The following is a 15,581-nucleotide window of genomic DNA, read 5'->3' as shown; positions in this document are numbered from 1 at the left end:
TGGGAGTTACAAGTGAAACAGTGGTTAAGTAAAGGTGCGTTGGCACTCGTCAGTGGACTGCTCTGCTCATCGGTTTGGGCAAGTGAGTTCAGTGCGAGTTTTAAAGGCACTGATATTAAAGAATTTATCAATACCGTGGGTCGAAACCTCGAAAAAACCATCATCGTTGACCCTGCGGTGCGTGGCACCATAGATGTGCGCAGCTATGACGTGCTCAATGAAGAGCAGTACTACAAGTTTTTCCTCAACGTTTTAGAAGTGTACGGCTTTGCAGCAGTAGAGATGGATAACGGCGTGGTGAAGATCATCCGTGATAAAGACGCTAAGACTTCTGCTGTGCCTGTAGTCGGCGACCGAGAACGTGTTGAAGGCGACGCTGTGATCACACGTGTGGTTGCGGTACGCAATGTTTCGGTACGTGAGCTCTCGCCACTGCTGCGTCAGCTTAATGACAATGCTGGTGCGGGTAACGTGGTGCACTATGACCCAGCCAATATTATTTTGATTACTGGCCGTGCGGCGGTGGTGAATCGCCTTGCTGAGATCATCGAACGAGTTGACCGTGCTGGTGACAAAGAGATCCAAGTGGTTGAGCTAAAAAATGCGTCCGCCGCTGAAATGGTGCGCATTGTCGAAGCCTTGAACAAAACCACTGACACCAAAAACATGCCTGCGTTCTTGCAGCCAAAGCTTGTGGCGGATGAGCGTACCAACTCAGTGCTTATCTCAGGTGACCCGCAAGTGCGTCAGCGTCTGAAAAGGCTGATTGAACAGCTGGATGTCGAGATGGCGACCAAAGGTAACAACCGTGTAGTTTATCTCAAATACGCCAAAGCAGAAGACATGGTTGAAGTGCTGAAAGGGGTGTCGGAGAACCTTCAGTCAGAAAAAAATTCAGCCACCAAAGGGTCGAGTAGCAAGCGTAACGAAGTGATGATTTCTGCGCACCCAGGCACCAATGCGTTAGTGATCACTGCGCCACCCGATGTGATGGTGGCACTGGAAGATGTGATCGCTCAACTCGATATTCGCCGCGCTCAAGTATTAATTGAAGCGATGATTGTTGAGTTGTCTGAAGGCGATGGTGCATCTCTTGGTGTGCAATGGGGTAACTTAAGCACTGGTGCAGTGGTTCAGTACAGCAATTCTGGAGCCTCGATTGGCGGGGTGATGGTTGGTTTAGAAGAAGCTAAGGACCAAACCAGTACTGAGTACTACACCAACTCCGCAGGTGAGCGAGTTCCTTATGATGTAACTTCTTCAGGTGACTACACGACGCTCGCAAATGCCCTTTCAGGGGTAAATGGTGCTGCAGTGAGCCTAATGATGGGAGACTGGACGGCACTTATTAGTGCGGTCGCAAGTGACTCAAACTCGAACATCCTGTCCGCTCCGAGCATCACTGTGATGGATAACGGCGAAGCGTCTTTCATCGTGGGTGAAGAAGTGCCTGTCCTCACAGGGTCTACTGCGAGCTCGAGCAACTCCAACCCTTTCCAAACCGTTGAGCGTAAAGAAGTAGGTATCAAACTCAAAGTAGTACCACAAATCAACGAAGGTGACTCGGTGCAGCTCAACATTGAGCAAGAAGTCTCTAACGTGCTTGGTGCGAATGGCGCTGTTGATGTGCGTTTTGCCAAACGACAGCTCAACACTTCGGTAATCATCCAAGATGGTCAAATGCTGGCACTGGGTGGCTTGATTGACGAGCGCGCCCTAGAAAGTGAAGCCAAAGTGCCGCTACTAGGCGATATCCCTGTGCTTGGACACCTGTTCAAATCGACCAGCACTCAGATTGAAAAGAAAAATCTGATGGTGTTCATTAAACCAACCATCATTCGCGATGGTGTGACGGCAGATGGTATTACCCAGCGTAAGTACAACTACATCCGTGCAGAGCAGCTAATGAAAGCCGATGAGGGCTTGAAGCTAATGGATGATAGCTTGGTACCTGTGATGCCACGTTTTGGTGATGACATAGTGCATCCACCAGAGATCCAAGCCTTTGTTGATCAATTAGAGGCGAATCGCTAATGGCGGCGCGCTTACCTTTTGCTTTTGCCAATCGCCACAAAGTGGCGTTGGCACTGGATGAGTCACAAGCAACCCCAAAGCTCATTTATGTGGCGCCCCTATCACGTGAAACCTTGACCGAGGTGGCGCGGGTATGTGGCAGCCAGTTTGAGCCTGTTGAGCTCGACAGTGACAGTTTTGACGCCAAGCTCACCGAGATCTATCAACGAGATTCCTCAGAAGCTCGCCAGTTGATGGAAGACATTGGTGCAGATAATGATGACTTCTTCTCGTTGGCGGAAGAGTTGCCACAAAGCGAGGACTTGCTTGAGTCAGAAGACGACGCACCTATCATCAAATTGATCAATGCCATGTTGGGTGAAGCGATCAAAGAAGGGGCGTCGGATATTCACATCGAGACCTTTGAAAAAACCTTGTCGATCCGTTTTCGTGTCGATGGGGTGTTGCGTGAAGTCTTATCGCCAAGCCGCAAGCTATCGCCACTGTTGGTTTCAAGGGTTAAGGTAATGGCTAAGCTCGACATCGCTGAGAAGCGTGTGCCGCAAGATGGTCGTATTTCACTGCGCATTGGTGGTCGAGCGGTGGATGTGCGTGTTTCTACCATGCCATCGTCTCACGGTGAGCGAGTGGTAATGCGCCTGTTGGACAAAAACGCCACCCGTTTAGACCTGCACAGTCTTGGCATGACCCCGAGCAACCATGACAACTTCCAAACCATCATCAAGCGCCCGCACGGCATTATCTTGGTCACAGGCCCAACCGGCTCAGGTAAATCGACCACGCTCTACGCTGGCTTGCAAGAGCTCAACAGTAACGAAAGTAATATTCTGACGGTTGAAGATCCGATCGAATTTGATATCGATGGTATCGGTCAAACCCAAGTGAACCCAAAAGTGGATATGACGTTTGCTCGTGGCTTGCGAGCCATCTTGCGTCAAGACCCTGACGTGGTGATGGTTGGTGAGATCCGTGACTTGGAGACGGCGCAGATCGCTGTGCAAGCATCTTTGACCGGTCACTTGGTGATGTCCACCTTGCACACCAACACAGCAGTAGGTGCTATCACTCGCTTACGTGATATGGGCATTGAACCGTTTTTGATCTCCTCTTCGCTGTTAGGCGTTCTAGCCCAGCGTTTGGTGCGTACTTTGTGTGACGAGTGTAAAGAGCCCCACCAAGCGGATGCAGAGCAGCGTAAGCTGTTTGATGTGGCTGATGGCGAGCCGCTTACCCTGTATCGAGCCTGTGGTTGTGAAGCCTGTAATTTCAAAGGTTACCGAGGCCGTACCGGGATCCACGAGCTACTTATCATCGATGACCAAGTGCAAGAGCTAATTCACGGTGAAGCAGGTGAGCAAGCGATTGATCGTTACGTGCGAGAAAACACTCCAAGCATTCGCCAAGATGGTTTGAGCAAGGTGCGCCAAGGTATCACTACGCTTGAAGAAGTGATGCGAGTGACCAAGGAAAGCTAATGGCAGCATTTGAGTACAAGGCGCTCGACGCAAAAGGCAAAACCAAAAAAGGCGTGCTGGATGGTGATAACGCCAAACAGGTGCGAGTTAAGCTCAAAGAGCAAGGTTTGATGCCAGTTGAGATCGTGCAAGCCAAAGGCAATAAATCGAGCGCAACCAAAGGCACAAAAAGCACTAGCATGGGCTTTCAGCGTGGTATCAGCACGGTTGATTTGTCTTTGTTGACTCGCCAACTTTCGACTTTGGTACAAGCGGGTATGCCACTGGAAGAGTGCTTGCGAGCCGTTGCCGAGCAAACCGAAAAACCGCGCATTCGAACCATGTTGATGGCAGTACGCTCACGCGTCACCGAAGGTTATACCTTGGCTGACAGCATGGCTGATTACCCACTCGTGTTTGACGAACTGTTTCGCTCCATGGTGGCGGCAGGGGAAAAGTCGGGGCATCTTGACGCAGTATTAGAGCGCTTGGCTGATTACGTCGAGAACCGCCAGAAGATGCGCTCAAAGCTGATGCAAGCGCTTATCTATCCAGTGGTGCTGGTGGTATTTGCGGTAGCGATTGTCTCTTTCTTGTTAGCCACAGTGGTGCCAAAGATCATCGAGCCTATTATCCAGATGGGTCAGCAACTGCCTCAATCTACCCAAATCTTACTTGCGGCGAGTGAATTCGTACAACAGTGGGGATTGATTATTTTTGGGATAGTGGTGGTTGGCTTCTACGGCTTTAAACTGGCACTTAAACAGCCCAGTGTGCGTTTGAGTTGGGATCGCAAAATCCTGCGTATGCCGCTGATCGGTAAGATCTCTAAGGGGTTAAATACCGCCCGTTTCGCACGTACCTTATCGATTTGTACTTCAAGTGCCATTCCGATTCTGGAAGGCATGAAAGTCGCCGTCGATGTTATGTCGAATCACTATGTCAAACAGCAAGTATTACTGGCGGCAGATAGCGTGCGAGAAGGGGCTAGCCTGCGCAAAGCGCTCGATCAAACCAAACTGTTCCCGCCGATGATGCTGCACATGATCGCCAGTGGTGAGCAAAGTGGCGAGCTAGAAGGCATGCTGACTCGTGCGGCAGATAACCAAGATCAGAATTTCGAATCAACCGTTAACATCGCATTAGGGATATTTACCCCTGCATTGATTGCTTTGATGGCGGGTTTGGTGTTGTTCATCGTTATGGCGACCTTGATGCCAATGTTGGAAATGAACAACTTAATCAGTGGATAAAAATTGGCTTGAACTCGGTCTTAATCAGAGTGAGTTTAAATCTAACTTCGGAGAAAAAAATGAAATTTAAGCGTAGTAAGCAGAGTGGTTTTACCCTGCTAGAAGTGATGGTGGTTGTGGTGATTTTGGGTATTTTGGCGAGCTTCGTCGTACCTAACTTGCTCGGCAACAAAGAAAAAGCGGACCAGCAAAAAGCGATCACCGATATCGTTGCTCTGGAAAATGCGCTTGATATGTACAAGCTTGATAACAGTGTTTATCCAACCACGGACCAAGGTTTAGAAGCGTTAGTGAGCAAGCCAAGTGCTAGCCCTGAGCCACGCAACTACCGCAGCGACGGCTACATTAAGCGTTTGCCAAACGACCCATGGGGCCGTCCGTACCAGTACCTAAGCCCAGGTGATAACGGCAACATCGATATCTTTACCCTTGGCGCAGATGGTCAAGAAGGTGGTGAAGGTGTCAACGCAGATATCGGCAACTGGAACATGCAGGACTTCCAGTAAATGATGCGAACGCGCTTAGCGGGTTTTACCCTGATTGAAATCATGCTGGTAATGGTGTTGCTGTCGTTAACTGCGGTTGCAGTTATCGCCACGCTACCTGAGAGCAAAGACGATCAGATTGAAAAGTTGGCTAGGCGCTTTTTCCATCAAACCCAATTGCTGAATGAAGAGGCTTTGCTTAACGGCTTTGATTACGGCATTTGGGTCGAGGAAGACAAAAATCGCTTCAAGTTTGGCACTTTGACCTTAGATGGTTGGCGTCTTATCGACGACAACCCATTGTATACAGAGACCAAACTTGAAAATGATTTAGCGCTAAGACTGCAATTGGGCAGTAAGGCATGGGGCGATGATGATCGTCTTTTCAAGCCCGGCAGTCTGTTTGATGACGAGATGTTTGCTTCCGAAGAGCAAAAGAAGAAGCTCGACCCACCGACTATTTTGCTGGCGGGCAGCGGGGAGATCACTCCGTTTCAACTGGCGTTTTTTCCCAGTAATGGCGATGACGTAAAAGACAGTTGGCGAATCAAAGTTTCGGAAGCTGGGGTAGTCCAACTGTTGATGCCGGGAGAGTTGGGTGATGAAGAGAATCAATAACACTCGTGGCATGACCTTGCTTGAAGTGCTGGTTGCTTTAGTGATATTTGCAACCGCAGCGGTGAGTGTGATCCGTTCGGTGACGCAGCACATCAATACCTTGAGTTACTTGGAAGAGAAAACCTTTGCTTCGATTGTGGCCGATAACCAGATGGCTAAGGTGATGCTAGGTAAAGCGCCAACGTCGGAGAAAAAAGGTAAAACCGAAATGGTGGGCAAAACTTGGTACTGGAAAGTAGTGCCAGTGAAAACCTCAATCGGTTTGATTAAAGCAGTGGACGTGGTGGTGACAGAAGATAGCCAGTACAAACACTCATTAGTTACGGTGCGCAGTTATGTCACGCCGTAGCCAAGGCTTTACGCTGATTGAAGTGCTGGTGTCGATTGCGATCTTTGCCAGTTTGAGTGTCGCTGCCTACCAAGTGGTAAGCCAAATCCAGCGTAGCAATGAAGTGTCGCAGGAGAAAACGCAACGTATTGAGCAGTTGCAACGATCGCTGGTGTTTATGGACAACGACTTTCGTCAGATGACGCTTCGCCAGTGGCGAGACGATGGTGAAGAGCTCAGCACCAAGCTATTGCGTTACGAAGACTACTTGCTCGACTCAGATGAAAAAGGGGTACTGTTTGCTCGTGGTGGTTGGCAAAACCCACAGCAAGTATTCCCACGCAGCGAGGTCACCAAAGTCGGTTATCGAGTGCGTGAAAATAAACTGGAGCGTGTGTGGTGGCGTTATCCGGACACTCAGTCTGGCGAACCTCCACTGGTAAGAGTCATGTTAGATAACGTCGAGTCAATGACCTTGAAGTTTTATGACGGCCAATCTTGGAAATCAGCGTGGGATAAAGACAAAGCGCTGCCGAAGGCGGTAGAGCTGACTCTTAAGCTTAAAGACTATGGTGAACTGACGCGAGTTTACCTCACACCAGGCAGTGAGCTTAATGCCAGCCAAGAGAGTGACGGATGATAGCGAGAAACGCCCAACGAGGCGTTGCACTGATTGTGGTATTGATGCTGCTAGCCATCATGACCACCATCGCGGCGAGCATGACAGAGCGGCTTTATACCCATTTTAAGCGTGCTGGCAGTCAGCTCAATCACCAGCAAGCATATTGGTATAGCGTAGGTGTTGAAGCTTTGGCAAAGGCGGGCTTGGAGCGAGCTTACAAAGACAGTGACACCATCAACCTCAGCCAGACTTGGGCGATTGAAGAGCAAACCTATCCGCTCGACTATGGTCAAGCTCGTGGTCATGTGCGGGATATGCAAAGCTGCTTTAACCTCAATGCGTTATCGAGCGTGGCCGCAACCACTAACTCGCAGCGACCGTATTTGGTCAAGGTATTGCAGTCGCTGCTTGAGCAGCAAGAGGTGGATGCCTATCAAGCGGAAGTGGTTGCCGATTCAGTGTGGGAATATGTCAGCAGCAGTGATACTAACTTATCTATCTCTGGGGTTGGCTCGGCGACTTACGAGTCCTTGCAGCCAGCGTATATGGCCCCCAATGGTTTGATGGCTGATGGTAGCGAGCTGCGGGCGATTTATCAGGTGGAAGCACCTATGGTAGCAAAACTTAATCCGCTGTTATGCGCACTGCCAACCAGTGAGTGGAAGCTCAACGTCAATACGCTCAAAGAGCCGCAAGCCAAGTTGTTGGTGGCGATGTTTCAGCCCTATTTGAGCGAGCAAAATGCGACTGAGCTGATCAAAAATCGCAGCTATGACGGTTGGGACAGTATCGACAAATTTATGCAAGAAGCGTCAATCTCATCGATTGACTCAAAAACCAAAAGCCAAGCTCAAAGCTTTCTTTCCGTGGATAGCCACTACTTTGAGTTGGATGCAGAAATATTGGTAGAGCAGTCGAGACTTCGTGTCCAAAGCCTGCTGTACAGCAAAGATAAGAACAAGGTGGACGTTGTACGTCGCCGATTTGGAGGAATACGTGAGCGAGTTTCTGACAGTCAGACTCAATAGCGAGCCCAATGAGCCAATAATGTGGGCGGTCTGGTCGACGAGCCAGCAAGAGGTTATCGCCAGTGGCGAGCTCATGAGCGAAGAGGATTTCTCTGCGCTAAGCGATTATGCCCAGCAGCGTCAAACCTTACTGTTGTTGCCAACGGATAAGGTGTTGATGCGTGAAGTGGAGATCCCTGCTGGTGCTTCGAGGCAGTTCGAAACCATGCTGCCATATTTGGTGGAAGATGATGTGGCCGAAGATGTCGACGACCTTCATTTTCATGTATTGAGCAAAGCTTCAGGCAAAGCGTGGATCAGCGCCGTGAATCGCAGCTACTTTGCCAGCGTATTGGAGAGTTTAGCTCAAGCCAATATCACCCCATTGCGGGTGATGCCAGATACGTTGGCGATGCCATGGCAGCCAAACAGTGTCAGTGCCATCGGGCTTGGCCAGCAGTGGTTGTTTCGAGACCAGCAACACCATGGTTTTGCGGTGCAAGAAAATTGGCTGCCTTTGGTCGATATCGTTGCAGAGCAAGAATCTGCATCAGAAGAAGCGCCTTCAGTGGTAATCAACAGCTATACCCCAATTCCCGAGTCTAAAGCCCAGTCTTGGCAACTTGCACCAGCGGAGTTACCAATGGCACTGCTTAGCCAAGGGGCCATTGCCAGTAAAGTGAACTTGCTTAGCGGTGAGTTTAAACCGAGCTCTTCATGGTTGAAGTACTGGAAAGTTTGGCGAAAAGTCGCCGTAGCTGCCGTGCTTTTGGTGTCTGTCCTAGGCGCTAAGACTTGGCTTGAAGTTAATAAAGCGGAGCAAACCGCAGCGCAATACCGAGCTGAAAGTGAACGAATTTTCCGTCAGGTATTCCCCGATAAACGTAAAATCCCGACCGTGAGCTACCTTAAGCGTCAAATGCAGCAAGAAGAGCAGCGTTTGAGCGGTGGTAGCCAAGGCGATGACGTGATGCAGTGGTTGGCAAAACTTCCATTGGCTCTCGAGCAATCCAAAGGCATGCAAGTGCAGAGCGTCAAATACGACAGTGCTCGGGGTGAGGTTCGCCTGCAAGTAAGCAGTAGTGATTTTCAAACCTTCGAAGCGGTGCGAGTGGAGCTAGAAGCCCTGTTTGACGTTGAGCAAGGTCAGCTTAATCGTAACGGTGAGCAAGTCTTTGGTAGCTATGTGATCAGGAGAAAGTCATGAATCAGATCCTAGCTTGGTGGCAATCTATCTCTGTCAGAGAGCAGCGTTTGGTGATCATCGCAGGCGCATTGTGTCTGGTTGGGTCACTGTATTGGGGGGTAGTTGCGCCGCTCAATCAACGTGCGGAGCTTGCCCAGCAGCGTATTCAGTCCGAAAAGCAGCTATTAACTTGGGTGCAAGACAGCGCCAATACCATCACCAGCTTACGTAAGTCGGCGGGTGTGAGTGGTAGTCGTGGCAGTTCACCACTTAACCAAGTCGTTTCTAGTACCACGCGTCAATACAAAATTGAGCTGATCCGCATGCAGCCTCGCGGCGATAGCTTGCAGGTTTGGGTCAAGCCTTTACCGTTTAATCAGCTAGTTAACTGGGTAAGCAACATGCGTGAAAAGCAGGGCATTGAGGTCGAGTTCCTTGATATCACTCGTACTGAGCAGGTTGGTCAGGTAGAAGTGAACCGCTTGCAATTGAAGCGAGGTGGCTAAGTGAAACGTTTACTCGCCTACCTAGCGGTATTTTTAGTGGCGCTTGTGAGTAGCTTAGTGGCTTACTTACCTGCGTCATTTCTCCTGCAATATGCACCGCTGCCTCGCGGACTAGAGTTGCAAGGAACCAGTGGCACAATCTGGCAAGGACAGTTTGCCAGTGTTAAGTGGCAGAGGCAGCAGCTTGGTGAAGTGCAGTGGCAGTTCCAGCCAAGTGCTTTAGTGAGCGGCAAAGTCGAGTACCAAGTAAGATTTGGTCGTGGTAGTGATTACAAGCTGACAGGTAAAGGGCTGGTGGGACTTGACCTTACGGGTCCTTATGCACAAAACGTGGTGGCTTCGATGCCTGCTAAAGAGGTGATGCGTTATGCCCCTCGTCTTCCTGTACCTATTGATATTGATGGGCAGTTAGAAGCCATGGTGAAGCACCTAAGGCTAGGCTCCCCGTGGTGTAGTGAGGGCAGTGGCTCACTGGTGTGGAACGCAAGCCAAGTCGGCACCCCCCTCGGTGAGTTAGCAATGGGACCAGTGATCACAGATGTGACTTGCCAAGACAATACCCTAAGTGCCAAAGGTGGGCAGAATAACGCTCAAGTCAGCAGTGAGTTTAGCGCTACCTTATCGCCAAATATGACCTACCAAGCTCAAGGCTGGTTTAAACCGGGGGCAGAGTTTCCTCAAGGTTTGGGAGGGCAACTTTCTTGGTTAGGGGCGCCAAATAATCAAGGTCAGTATCCGATGAGTTACTCGGGTCGCCTTTAATAGATGAACGAAAAACGAGACAGCAACCGTTTTGTTGCAAAGTAACCTTCGGCTATAAGGCGAGACTTTGATATAACGGTATGATTGTAAAAGACACAGATCGAATGGATTTCTCCGATGGCAACGATGAAAAAACCGCAGATCCTCGCCACAAACGTGGCTGCACAATCTAAACTCTTTACTATAGAGAGCTTGGATTTGCGATTCTCTAATGGCGCTGAGCGCACTTATGAACGCATGAAACCAAGTGGGCGACACGCCGTGATGGTGGTGCCAGTGACTGAGCAGGGAGATTTGCTGTTAGTTCGTGAATACGCTGCGGGCACTGAACGTTATGAACTGGGTTTTCCCAAAGGGCTCATTGATGCTGGGGAAAGCGCAGAGCAAGCGGCCAATCGTGAACTCAAAGAAGAAATTGGTTTTGGCGCTAACTTTTTAGTGCCATTAAAGCAGGTGGTATTAGCGCCGTCTTACTTCTCTAGTCAGATGACGCTGTTTTTGGCTAAAGATCTCTACCCTGAACAACTTGAAGGGGATGAGCCTGAGCCGCTACAGCTGGTGAAATGGCCGTTACAGCAAGCCGATGATCTCTTAACCCATTTGGACTTTTGCGAAGCTCGAAGTATTACCGCATTGATGTTGGCGCAGCGCTACGTAGCGCAGCAAGCCGACTAAGGACAATTTATGGCGCAAGACTACTCCCACCTCATTCCGGAGGTAATCCAAGTTGCCCGCAAAGCTGGGCAACTGATTTTAGAGATCTATCAGAATCACGATTATCAAGAATTCACTAAGTCAGATGATACGCCTGTTACCAGTGCTGACTTAGCGGCCCATAAATTGATCATGGAGCAGCTCACCGCTCTGACACCTGATATTCCAGTGCTTTCTGAGGAAGCGGCAGATATTAGTCTAGAGCAGCGCAGCCAATGGTCGACCTACTGGCTGGTGGACCCACTCGATGGGACTCAAGAGTTTATCGCTCGCAGCGGAGACTTTGCGACCATTATCGCTTTGGTTCACAACAATAAACCTATCATGGGTGTGGTATATGGCCCGGTATCTGGCGTGACGTATTACGCTTATGATGGCCAAGGGGCGTGGAAAATTCCTGAGCTTGATGAGAGTATCGAGATCGAAACCCTGCGCCATGACACCCCAACGAAAAGTTTGTCGATTGCGATCAGTCGCCGTCAAGATATCAACTCCATTACTCGTCGTATGTCGCCTAAGTACAACTACGATATGGTGCCACTCGGGTCTGCAGCGCTTAAAGCTTGCTTGGTTGCCGAAGGAGCAGTCGACTGTTACTTACGCATCGGCCCAACAGGCGAATGGGATACTGCGGCAACACAGTGCATCGTTACCGAAGCGGGTGGTCGCATTCTTAGCACTGAACTTGAACCACTTTCATACAACCTCCGAGAGACGTTGGAAAACCCTAACTTTATAGTGCTGGGGGATGCGGAGTTGAAGTGGGATGAGATTTTGATCGGTGGGTGAAAGGGTAAACGGACGCTGGCGCTAACGGACGCGTTGCTAACGGTTGTTGACTATAACATCGAGCTCTTTAGGCTTGCTAAGCCGATAGCCGATAGCCGATAGCCGATAGCCGATAGCCGATAGCCGATATTAAAAAAGCACTCATCACGAGTGCTTTTTTCATCTATTCAATTCACTAAAACCAATCTAAGCGATTAGTAGTAAGAATGCTCACCACGCGCATGCTCAGTTGAGTCACGTACTGCTGTTAGCTCGCCTTCGAACTGCTTTAGTAGCTCTTTTTCGATGCCTTCTTTTAGCGTGACATCGACCATTGAACAGCCGTTACAACCGCCACCAAACTGCACGAGTGCTACACCATCTTCGGTGATTTCATTCAAAATGACATGACCACCGTGGCCTGCCAGTTGTGGGTTTACTTGGGTTTGAATCGCATACTCTACACGCTCTAACAGTGGAGCATCGTCTGCGACTTTACGCATTTTAGCATTTGGTGCTTTTAGCGTTAGCTGAGAGCCCATTTTATCGGTGACGTAGTCGATTTCAGCATCTTCTAGGAATGGAAGGCTTAACTCATCAACGTACGCAGAAATTTGTTCAAACTTAAACTCAGTATCCGTCGCTTCCACCGCTTCAGGTGGGCAGTAAGAAACACCACATTCTGCGTTTGGAGTGCCTGGGTTCACGACGAATACACGAATGTTGGTACCTTCTGGTTGCTGCTCAAGCAGCTTAACGAAATGCGATTGAGCGCTTTCGGAGATAGTAATAGGGTTTGACACGACGAATACCTGACTATTTTTGTAAACTATTAGCTTTATTTTACTCTTGTTGAGCGATTGATCCAGCTTTTTAACCACAGCGACTAAATCGGTTGCTCTGGTGTGCGGCTCAAGCAGTAAATATCAATTTTTTCTACTTCAACATCAAGCAGTAATTGGCAAAGTTGTCGTACGGTACTGCCCGTTGTGACCACATCATCAACAATCGCAACATGCTTTTGATGCGGTTTCTCTCGCAATCGAAACGCATGCTCAAGATTGGTTAAGCGAGCTTTTCTGTCCAGCTTGCGTTGATAAGGGGTATGGCGACATCGTTCAAACAGTTTTGGCTGATAGCGACTGTCTGGTAGAGATTTTTCTAATGCCAACGCTAAGTGGTGGCTTTGGTTATACCCTCGCTGAACAAAACGTCGCCAGTGCAAAGGCACTGACAATAGCAGAGGGGCGGGGGATTCAATGGTGCTTGCCAGTAATGGCGCTAAGCTGTTTGCCAGCCAAAACTGATGATGAAATTTCATTTGCCCAATCAAATGACTCAATGGTGGTTGATAGTGACCTAGGTGATAGATACGTTGCCAAGGGGGCGGGTTGGTAAGGCATTGGCCACAATGAGGCTGCATCACCGCTGTCGGAAGCCCGCAGCGACGACAATGTGGTGCAGGGTGTAACATGGTGAGACAACTTGCGCACCACAGGCTCGCACCATCATTCGGTGCAAGCTTCTGCCCACAAAGGGCGCAGTTCGGGGTAATATGGCGGTGAATTAATGATTGAAGCATCTTGCTAGCTTGACGTATATCGCAAGCATAGAAGGATGAAAAAAGTGGCAGGAGAAGGAATGAGCACAACACTTTATTGGCAAACACAAGGTCAAGGACAGGATCTAGTGCTACTACACGGCTGGGGAATGAATGGCGCAGTCTGGCACCAAGTGGCTGACAAGCTGAGCGAGCATTTTACTGTCCACTGTGTTGATATGCCCGGTTATGGTCATAGCCATGAGGTGGAAAGCGCTGACCTTGCTCAAATGAGTGAACAGATATTAAGCCAAGCCCCTGACAAAGCGATCTGGTTAGGGTGGTCACTTGGTGGTTTGGTCGCAACTCATATCGCACTGCACCATCGCGAGCGTGTGACTAAGTTAATTACCGTGGCAAGCTCACCTAGGTTTGCGGCTGAGCGTCCTTGGCGAGGTATTCAGCCACAAGTTCTGAGTAATTTTACCGACCAACTGCTGGAAGATTTCCAGCTGACGGTAGAGCGTTTTATGGCGCTGCAAGCCATGGGCAGCCCGACCGCTCGTCAAGATGTGAAACAGCTGAAACAAGCGGTGTTGTCGCGTCCGTTACCTAACCAACAAGCCCTAATTCGAGGTTTGGAAATGTTGGCCAATATTGATTTGCGTCAGCAGCTTAAAGAGATCTCTGCGCCATTTCTGCGTATTTATGGCCGCTTAGATGGGCTGGTGCCAATCAAGGTCGCGAGTGATGTGGATAAACTGCATGACCAAAGTGAGCAGCACACCTTTAGCCAATCCTCGCATGCCCCATTTATGACCGAGCTTGAAGAGTTTTGTGTGAAAATTGTTCAGTTTGGCTATAAATAATTTCGCACTGCTGCCGTTAAAGTAATCAAGCAGCGATACCAATCGATAGATTTGGAAAGCATGACTTAACGGTTTAATCGGCTGAAATTCTGAACTGCCCCGAGGTTTGTCATTGGGGCAGGGTGGTAGAATAGCCAAAGGTAAGATGTGAGGAGGAGTGCGATGATTGTTAACCCAACCAATGCTAGCATTCCTTTGATCGCCCCTTCGGTTAATATCCAAACCGAACAAGCGGCACGCGACAACAAGGTTCGTGAGCCGATCCCACAGACGGTTGAGTTGACCAAGTCTGCTGCGGAAAAGCGGGCGACTATCGAAGAAAAGCGCCGAAAGCGTGGCGCTTGGAACCCAGCTGACCACCCCGAATATGATGTGGAAGAAGAGGCCGAAGCCTCGGAGTTGGCGACCGACCCACTTGAGCGCATTTTTCAGCTGTTGGCACTAAACACCTACAGCCATACTCAAGGGCTGGGTTATACCATTCGCTTTAAGTTGCCTAAAAAAGTACTGGATGACGCCCTAAGTGCAGGCAAAATGGCCCAGCGCCGCACCATCATTAAATACCACTACGGTCACTCAGTTGCCCCCCACAACCCGTCCGAAGTAATCGCGATTACCTAACTTCGAGCTTTTGCGCCCAAAGCGATCCCTTTTCCCTTTTCCCTTTTCCCCTTTCCCCCTAAAATTACCAACAATTCCCTTTATTCACTGATACTTCCATGTTCCAAACAACCAAACATGCCAATCAAACCTTGTGGTTTAATCCCGACTACATTGATGCCATTACCCCGCAGCACTTTGAAGGACAGTTTTGGCAGGCGAGCCATAAGGTCGTCGGTAGTGCGACCGGACGTGGCACTACTTGGTTTGTGCAGCTAGATACGATTCAGGCGGCTTTGCGTCATTACCGTCGTGGTGGTCTGTTTGGTAAGTTGGTCAAGGATCACTACTTATGGTCTGGCTGGGAGAATACTCGCAGTTATCAAGAGCTGCATTTGCTGGCTCACCTGCGTCAGTCTGGGGTAAATGTGCCGACACCGATTGCTGCAAGAGCAGTAAAACGAGTGTTTTGCTATCAAGCCGACATCCTGACCGAGAAGATCCCAAATGCCAGAGATTTGGTGGATATTCTTTGTGACAAGGCGCTTGATGGGGAAACCTATCGAGCCATTGGTGAGCAGATCCGAGCGTTGCACCAAGCAGGCGTTAATCATACCGATCTCAATATCCACAACATCTTGCTCGATGATCAGGGGCGAGTCTGGATCATTGATTTCGATAAGTGCTATCAACAGCAAGGGCAAGATTGGCAACAAGGCAATTTAGACAGGCTATTACGCTCGTTTAATAAAGAGCGTATCAAACGTCAGATCCAGTGGTGCGAGCAAGACTTCGATAGCTTAATGCTCGGCTACAACCAAGAGTAAAACTCAAC

The 15,581-nt window shown here is 49.4% G+C and carries 18 protein-coding genes; 16 read left to right on the top strand and 2 right to left on the bottom strand.

Going from position 1 to position 15,581, the window contains the following annotated elements; genetic code table 11:
- Nucleotides 1-12 precede the first annotated feature (12 nt).
- From gspD to cysQ, 13 genes are all read left to right on the top strand, one after another.
- A complete protein-coding gene (gene gspD, locus J4N39_RS14230; protein ID WP_252020596.1) occupies nt 13-2,034 on the top strand; it encodes a type II secretion system secretin GspD in 2,022 nt (673 codons plus the stop codon).
- Complete coding sequence (gene gspE / locus J4N39_RS14225; protein ID WP_252020595.1) at nt 2,034-3,509, top strand: type II secretion system ATPase GspE; 1,476 nt, start codon at nt 2,034-2,036, stop codon at nt 3,507-3,509. The genes gspD and gspE overlap by 1 nt, the downstream gene beginning before the upstream one ends.
- On the top strand, nt 3,509-4,741 hold the full coding sequence (gene gspF, locus J4N39_RS14220; protein WP_252020594.1) for a type II secretion system inner membrane protein GspF: 1,233 nt from the start codon (nt 3,509-3,511) through the stop codon (nt 4,739-4,741). The genes gspE and gspF overlap by 1 nt, the downstream gene beginning before the upstream one ends.
- A 59-nt stretch (nt 4,742-4,800) precedes the next feature.
- Nucleotides 4,801-5,247: a type II secretion system major pseudopilin GspG gene (gene gspG / locus J4N39_RS14215; protein WP_252020593.1), complete on the top strand. Its 447-nt coding sequence runs from the start codon at nt 4,801-4,803 to the stop codon at nt 5,245-5,247.
- Complete coding sequence (locus tag J4N39_RS14210) at nt 5,248-5,844, top strand: prepilin-type N-terminal cleavage/methylation domain-containing protein (RefSeq protein ID WP_503063697.1); 597 nt, start codon at nt 5,248-5,250, stop codon at nt 5,842-5,844.
- Nucleotides 5,828-6,193, top strand: coding sequence for a type II secretion system minor pseudopilin GspI (gspI, locus tag J4N39_RS14205; RefSeq protein ID WP_252020591.1), 366 nt, complete (start codon nt 5,828-5,830; stop codon nt 6,191-6,193). Before J4N39_RS14210 ends, gspI begins: the two co-directional genes overlap by 17 nt.
- A complete protein-coding gene (gene gspJ, locus J4N39_RS14200; protein WP_252020589.1) occupies nt 6,180-6,812 on the top strand; it encodes a type II secretion system minor pseudopilin GspJ in 633 nt (210 codons plus the stop codon). The genes gspI and gspJ overlap by 14 nt, the downstream gene beginning before the upstream one ends.
- The gene (gene gspK, locus J4N39_RS14195) at nt 6,809-7,822 is read left to right on the top strand and encodes a type II secretion system minor pseudopilin GspK (protein WP_252020587.1); all 1,014 of its coding nucleotides are present in this window, start codon (nt 6,809-6,811) and stop codon (nt 7,820-7,822) included. The genes gspJ and gspK overlap by 4 nt, the downstream gene beginning before the upstream one ends.
- Nucleotides 7,791-9,008 carry a type II secretion system protein GspL gene (gspL, locus tag J4N39_RS14190; protein ID WP_252020585.1) on the top strand — a complete coding sequence of 406 codons (1,218 nt, stop codon included), beginning with the start codon at nt 7,791-7,793 and terminating at the stop codon, nt 9,006-9,008. The genes gspK and gspL overlap by 32 nt, the downstream gene beginning before the upstream one ends.
- The gene (locus J4N39_RS14185; RefSeq protein ID WP_252020583.1) at nt 9,005-9,493 is read left to right on the top strand and encodes a type II secretion system protein M; all 489 of its coding nucleotides are present in this window, start codon (nt 9,005-9,007) and stop codon (nt 9,491-9,493) included. The genes gspL and J4N39_RS14185 overlap by 4 nt, the downstream gene beginning before the upstream one ends.
- Nucleotides 9,494-10,255, top strand: a complete 762-nt coding sequence (locus J4N39_RS14180; RefSeq protein ID WP_252020581.1) for a type II secretion system protein N — start codon at nt 9,494-9,496, stop codon at nt 10,253-10,255.
- Between the two features lie 117 nt (nt 10,256-10,372).
- The gene (nudE, locus tag J4N39_RS14175) at nt 10,373-10,930 is read left to right on the top strand and encodes an ADP compounds hydrolase NudE (protein WP_252020579.1); all 558 of its coding nucleotides are present in this window, start codon (nt 10,373-10,375) and stop codon (nt 10,928-10,930) included.
- A gap of 9 nt (nt 10,931-10,939) precedes the next feature.
- Nucleotides 10,940-11,758, top strand: coding sequence for a 3'(2'),5'-bisphosphate nucleotidase CysQ (gene cysQ / locus J4N39_RS14170; RefSeq protein WP_252020577.1), 819 nt, complete (start codon nt 10,940-10,942; stop codon nt 11,756-11,758).
- A 194-nt stretch (nt 11,759-11,952) separates the two neighbouring features.
- Here the strand turns inward: cysQ and nfuA are convergent, their stop codons facing one another.
- Together nfuA and J4N39_RS14160 are read right to left on the bottom strand one after the other, a co-directional pair.
- Nucleotides 11,953-12,540 (bottom strand): Fe-S biogenesis protein NfuA, encoded by a 588-nt coding sequence (gene nfuA / locus J4N39_RS14165; RefSeq protein WP_252020576.1) that lies wholly within the window; start codon nt 12,538-12,540, stop codon nt 11,953-11,955.
- A gap of 83 nt (nt 12,541-12,623) precedes the next feature.
- Nucleotides 12,624-13,319: a ComF family protein gene (locus J4N39_RS14160; protein WP_252020575.1), complete on the bottom strand. Its 696-nt coding sequence runs from the start codon at nt 13,317-13,319 to the stop codon at nt 12,624-12,626.
- Nucleotides 13,320-13,378: 59 nt separating this feature from the next.
- Between J4N39_RS14160 and bioH the strand changes: the two genes are divergently transcribed.
- The 3 genes from bioH to J4N39_RS14145 all read left to right on the top strand — a co-directional run bounded on the left by bioH (nt 13,379) and on the right by J4N39_RS14145 (nt 15,573).
- On the top strand, nt 13,379-14,146 hold the full coding sequence (bioH, locus tag J4N39_RS14155; protein ID WP_503063696.1) for a pimeloyl-ACP methyl ester esterase BioH: 768 nt from the start codon (nt 13,379-13,381) through the stop codon (nt 14,144-14,146).
- A gap of 162 nt (nt 14,147-14,308) precedes the next feature.
- Nucleotides 14,309-14,767, top strand: a complete 459-nt coding sequence (locus J4N39_RS14150) for an ATP-dependent Lon protease (RefSeq protein WP_252020573.1) — start codon at nt 14,309-14,311, stop codon at nt 14,765-14,767.
- 98 nt (nt 14,768-14,865) lie between these two features.
- Nucleotides 14,866-15,573: a 3-deoxy-D-manno-octulosonic acid kinase gene (locus J4N39_RS14145; protein WP_252020572.1), complete on the top strand. Its 708-nt coding sequence runs from the start codon at nt 14,866-14,868 to the stop codon at nt 15,571-15,573.
- Nucleotides 15,574-15,581: the final 8 nt, after the last annotated feature.

This window comes from Vibrio sp. SCSIO 43136, assembly GCF_023716565.1.
Lineage (GTDB): Bacteria > Pseudomonadota > Gammaproteobacteria > Enterobacterales > Vibrionaceae > Vibrio.
Note: the sequence above shows the minus strand (reverse complement) of the source record. Positions and strands in the feature narration are given on the sequence as shown.

Coding starts and splice junctions, on each gene's coding strand:
- gspK (WP_252020587.1), top strand. CDS start 6,809: ATGATAGCGAGAAACGCCCAACGAGGCGTTGCACTGATTGTGGTATTG.
- J4N39_RS14150 (WP_252020573.1), top strand. CDS start 14,309: ATGATTGTTAACCCAACCAATGCTAGCATTCCTTTGATCGCCCCTTCG.
- J4N39_RS14145 (WP_252020572.1), top strand. CDS start 14,866: ATGTTCCAAACAACCAAACATGCCAATCAAACCTTGTGGTTTAATCCC.
- J4N39_RS14185 (WP_252020583.1), top strand. CDS start 9,005: ATGAATCAGATCCTAGCTTGGTGGCAATCTATCTCTGTCAGAGAGCAG.
- gspI (WP_252020591.1), top strand. CDS start 5,828: ATGAAGAGAATCAATAACACTCGTGGCATGACCTTGCTTGAAGTGCTG.
- J4N39_RS14210 (WP_503063697.1), top strand. CDS start 5,248: ATGATGCGAACGCGCTTAGCGGGTTTTACCCTGATTGAAATCATGCTG.
- cysQ (WP_252020577.1), top strand. CDS start 10,940: ATGGCGCAAGACTACTCCCACCTCATTCCGGAGGTAATCCAAGTTGCC.
- gspF (WP_252020594.1), top strand. CDS start 3,509: ATGGCAGCATTTGAGTACAAGGCGCTCGACGCAAAAGGCAAAACCAAA.
- nudE (WP_252020579.1), top strand. CDS start 10,373: ATGGCAACGATGAAAAAACCGCAGATCCTCGCCACAAACGTGGCTGCA.
- J4N39_RS14160 (WP_252020575.1), bottom strand. CDS start 13,319: ATGCTTCAATCATTAATTCACCGCCATATTACCCCGAACTGCGCCCTT.
- gspJ (WP_252020589.1), top strand. CDS start 6,180: ATGTCACGCCGTAGCCAAGGCTTTACGCTGATTGAAGTGCTGGTGTCG.
- bioH (WP_503063696.1), top strand. CDS start 13,379: ATGAGCACAACACTTTATTGGCAAACACAAGGTCAAGGACAGGATCTA.
- gspE (WP_252020595.1), top strand. CDS start 2,034: ATGGCGGCGCGCTTACCTTTTGCTTTTGCCAATCGCCACAAAGTGGCG.
- gspG (WP_252020593.1), top strand. CDS start 4,801: ATGAAATTTAAGCGTAGTAAGCAGAGTGGTTTTACCCTGCTAGAAGTG.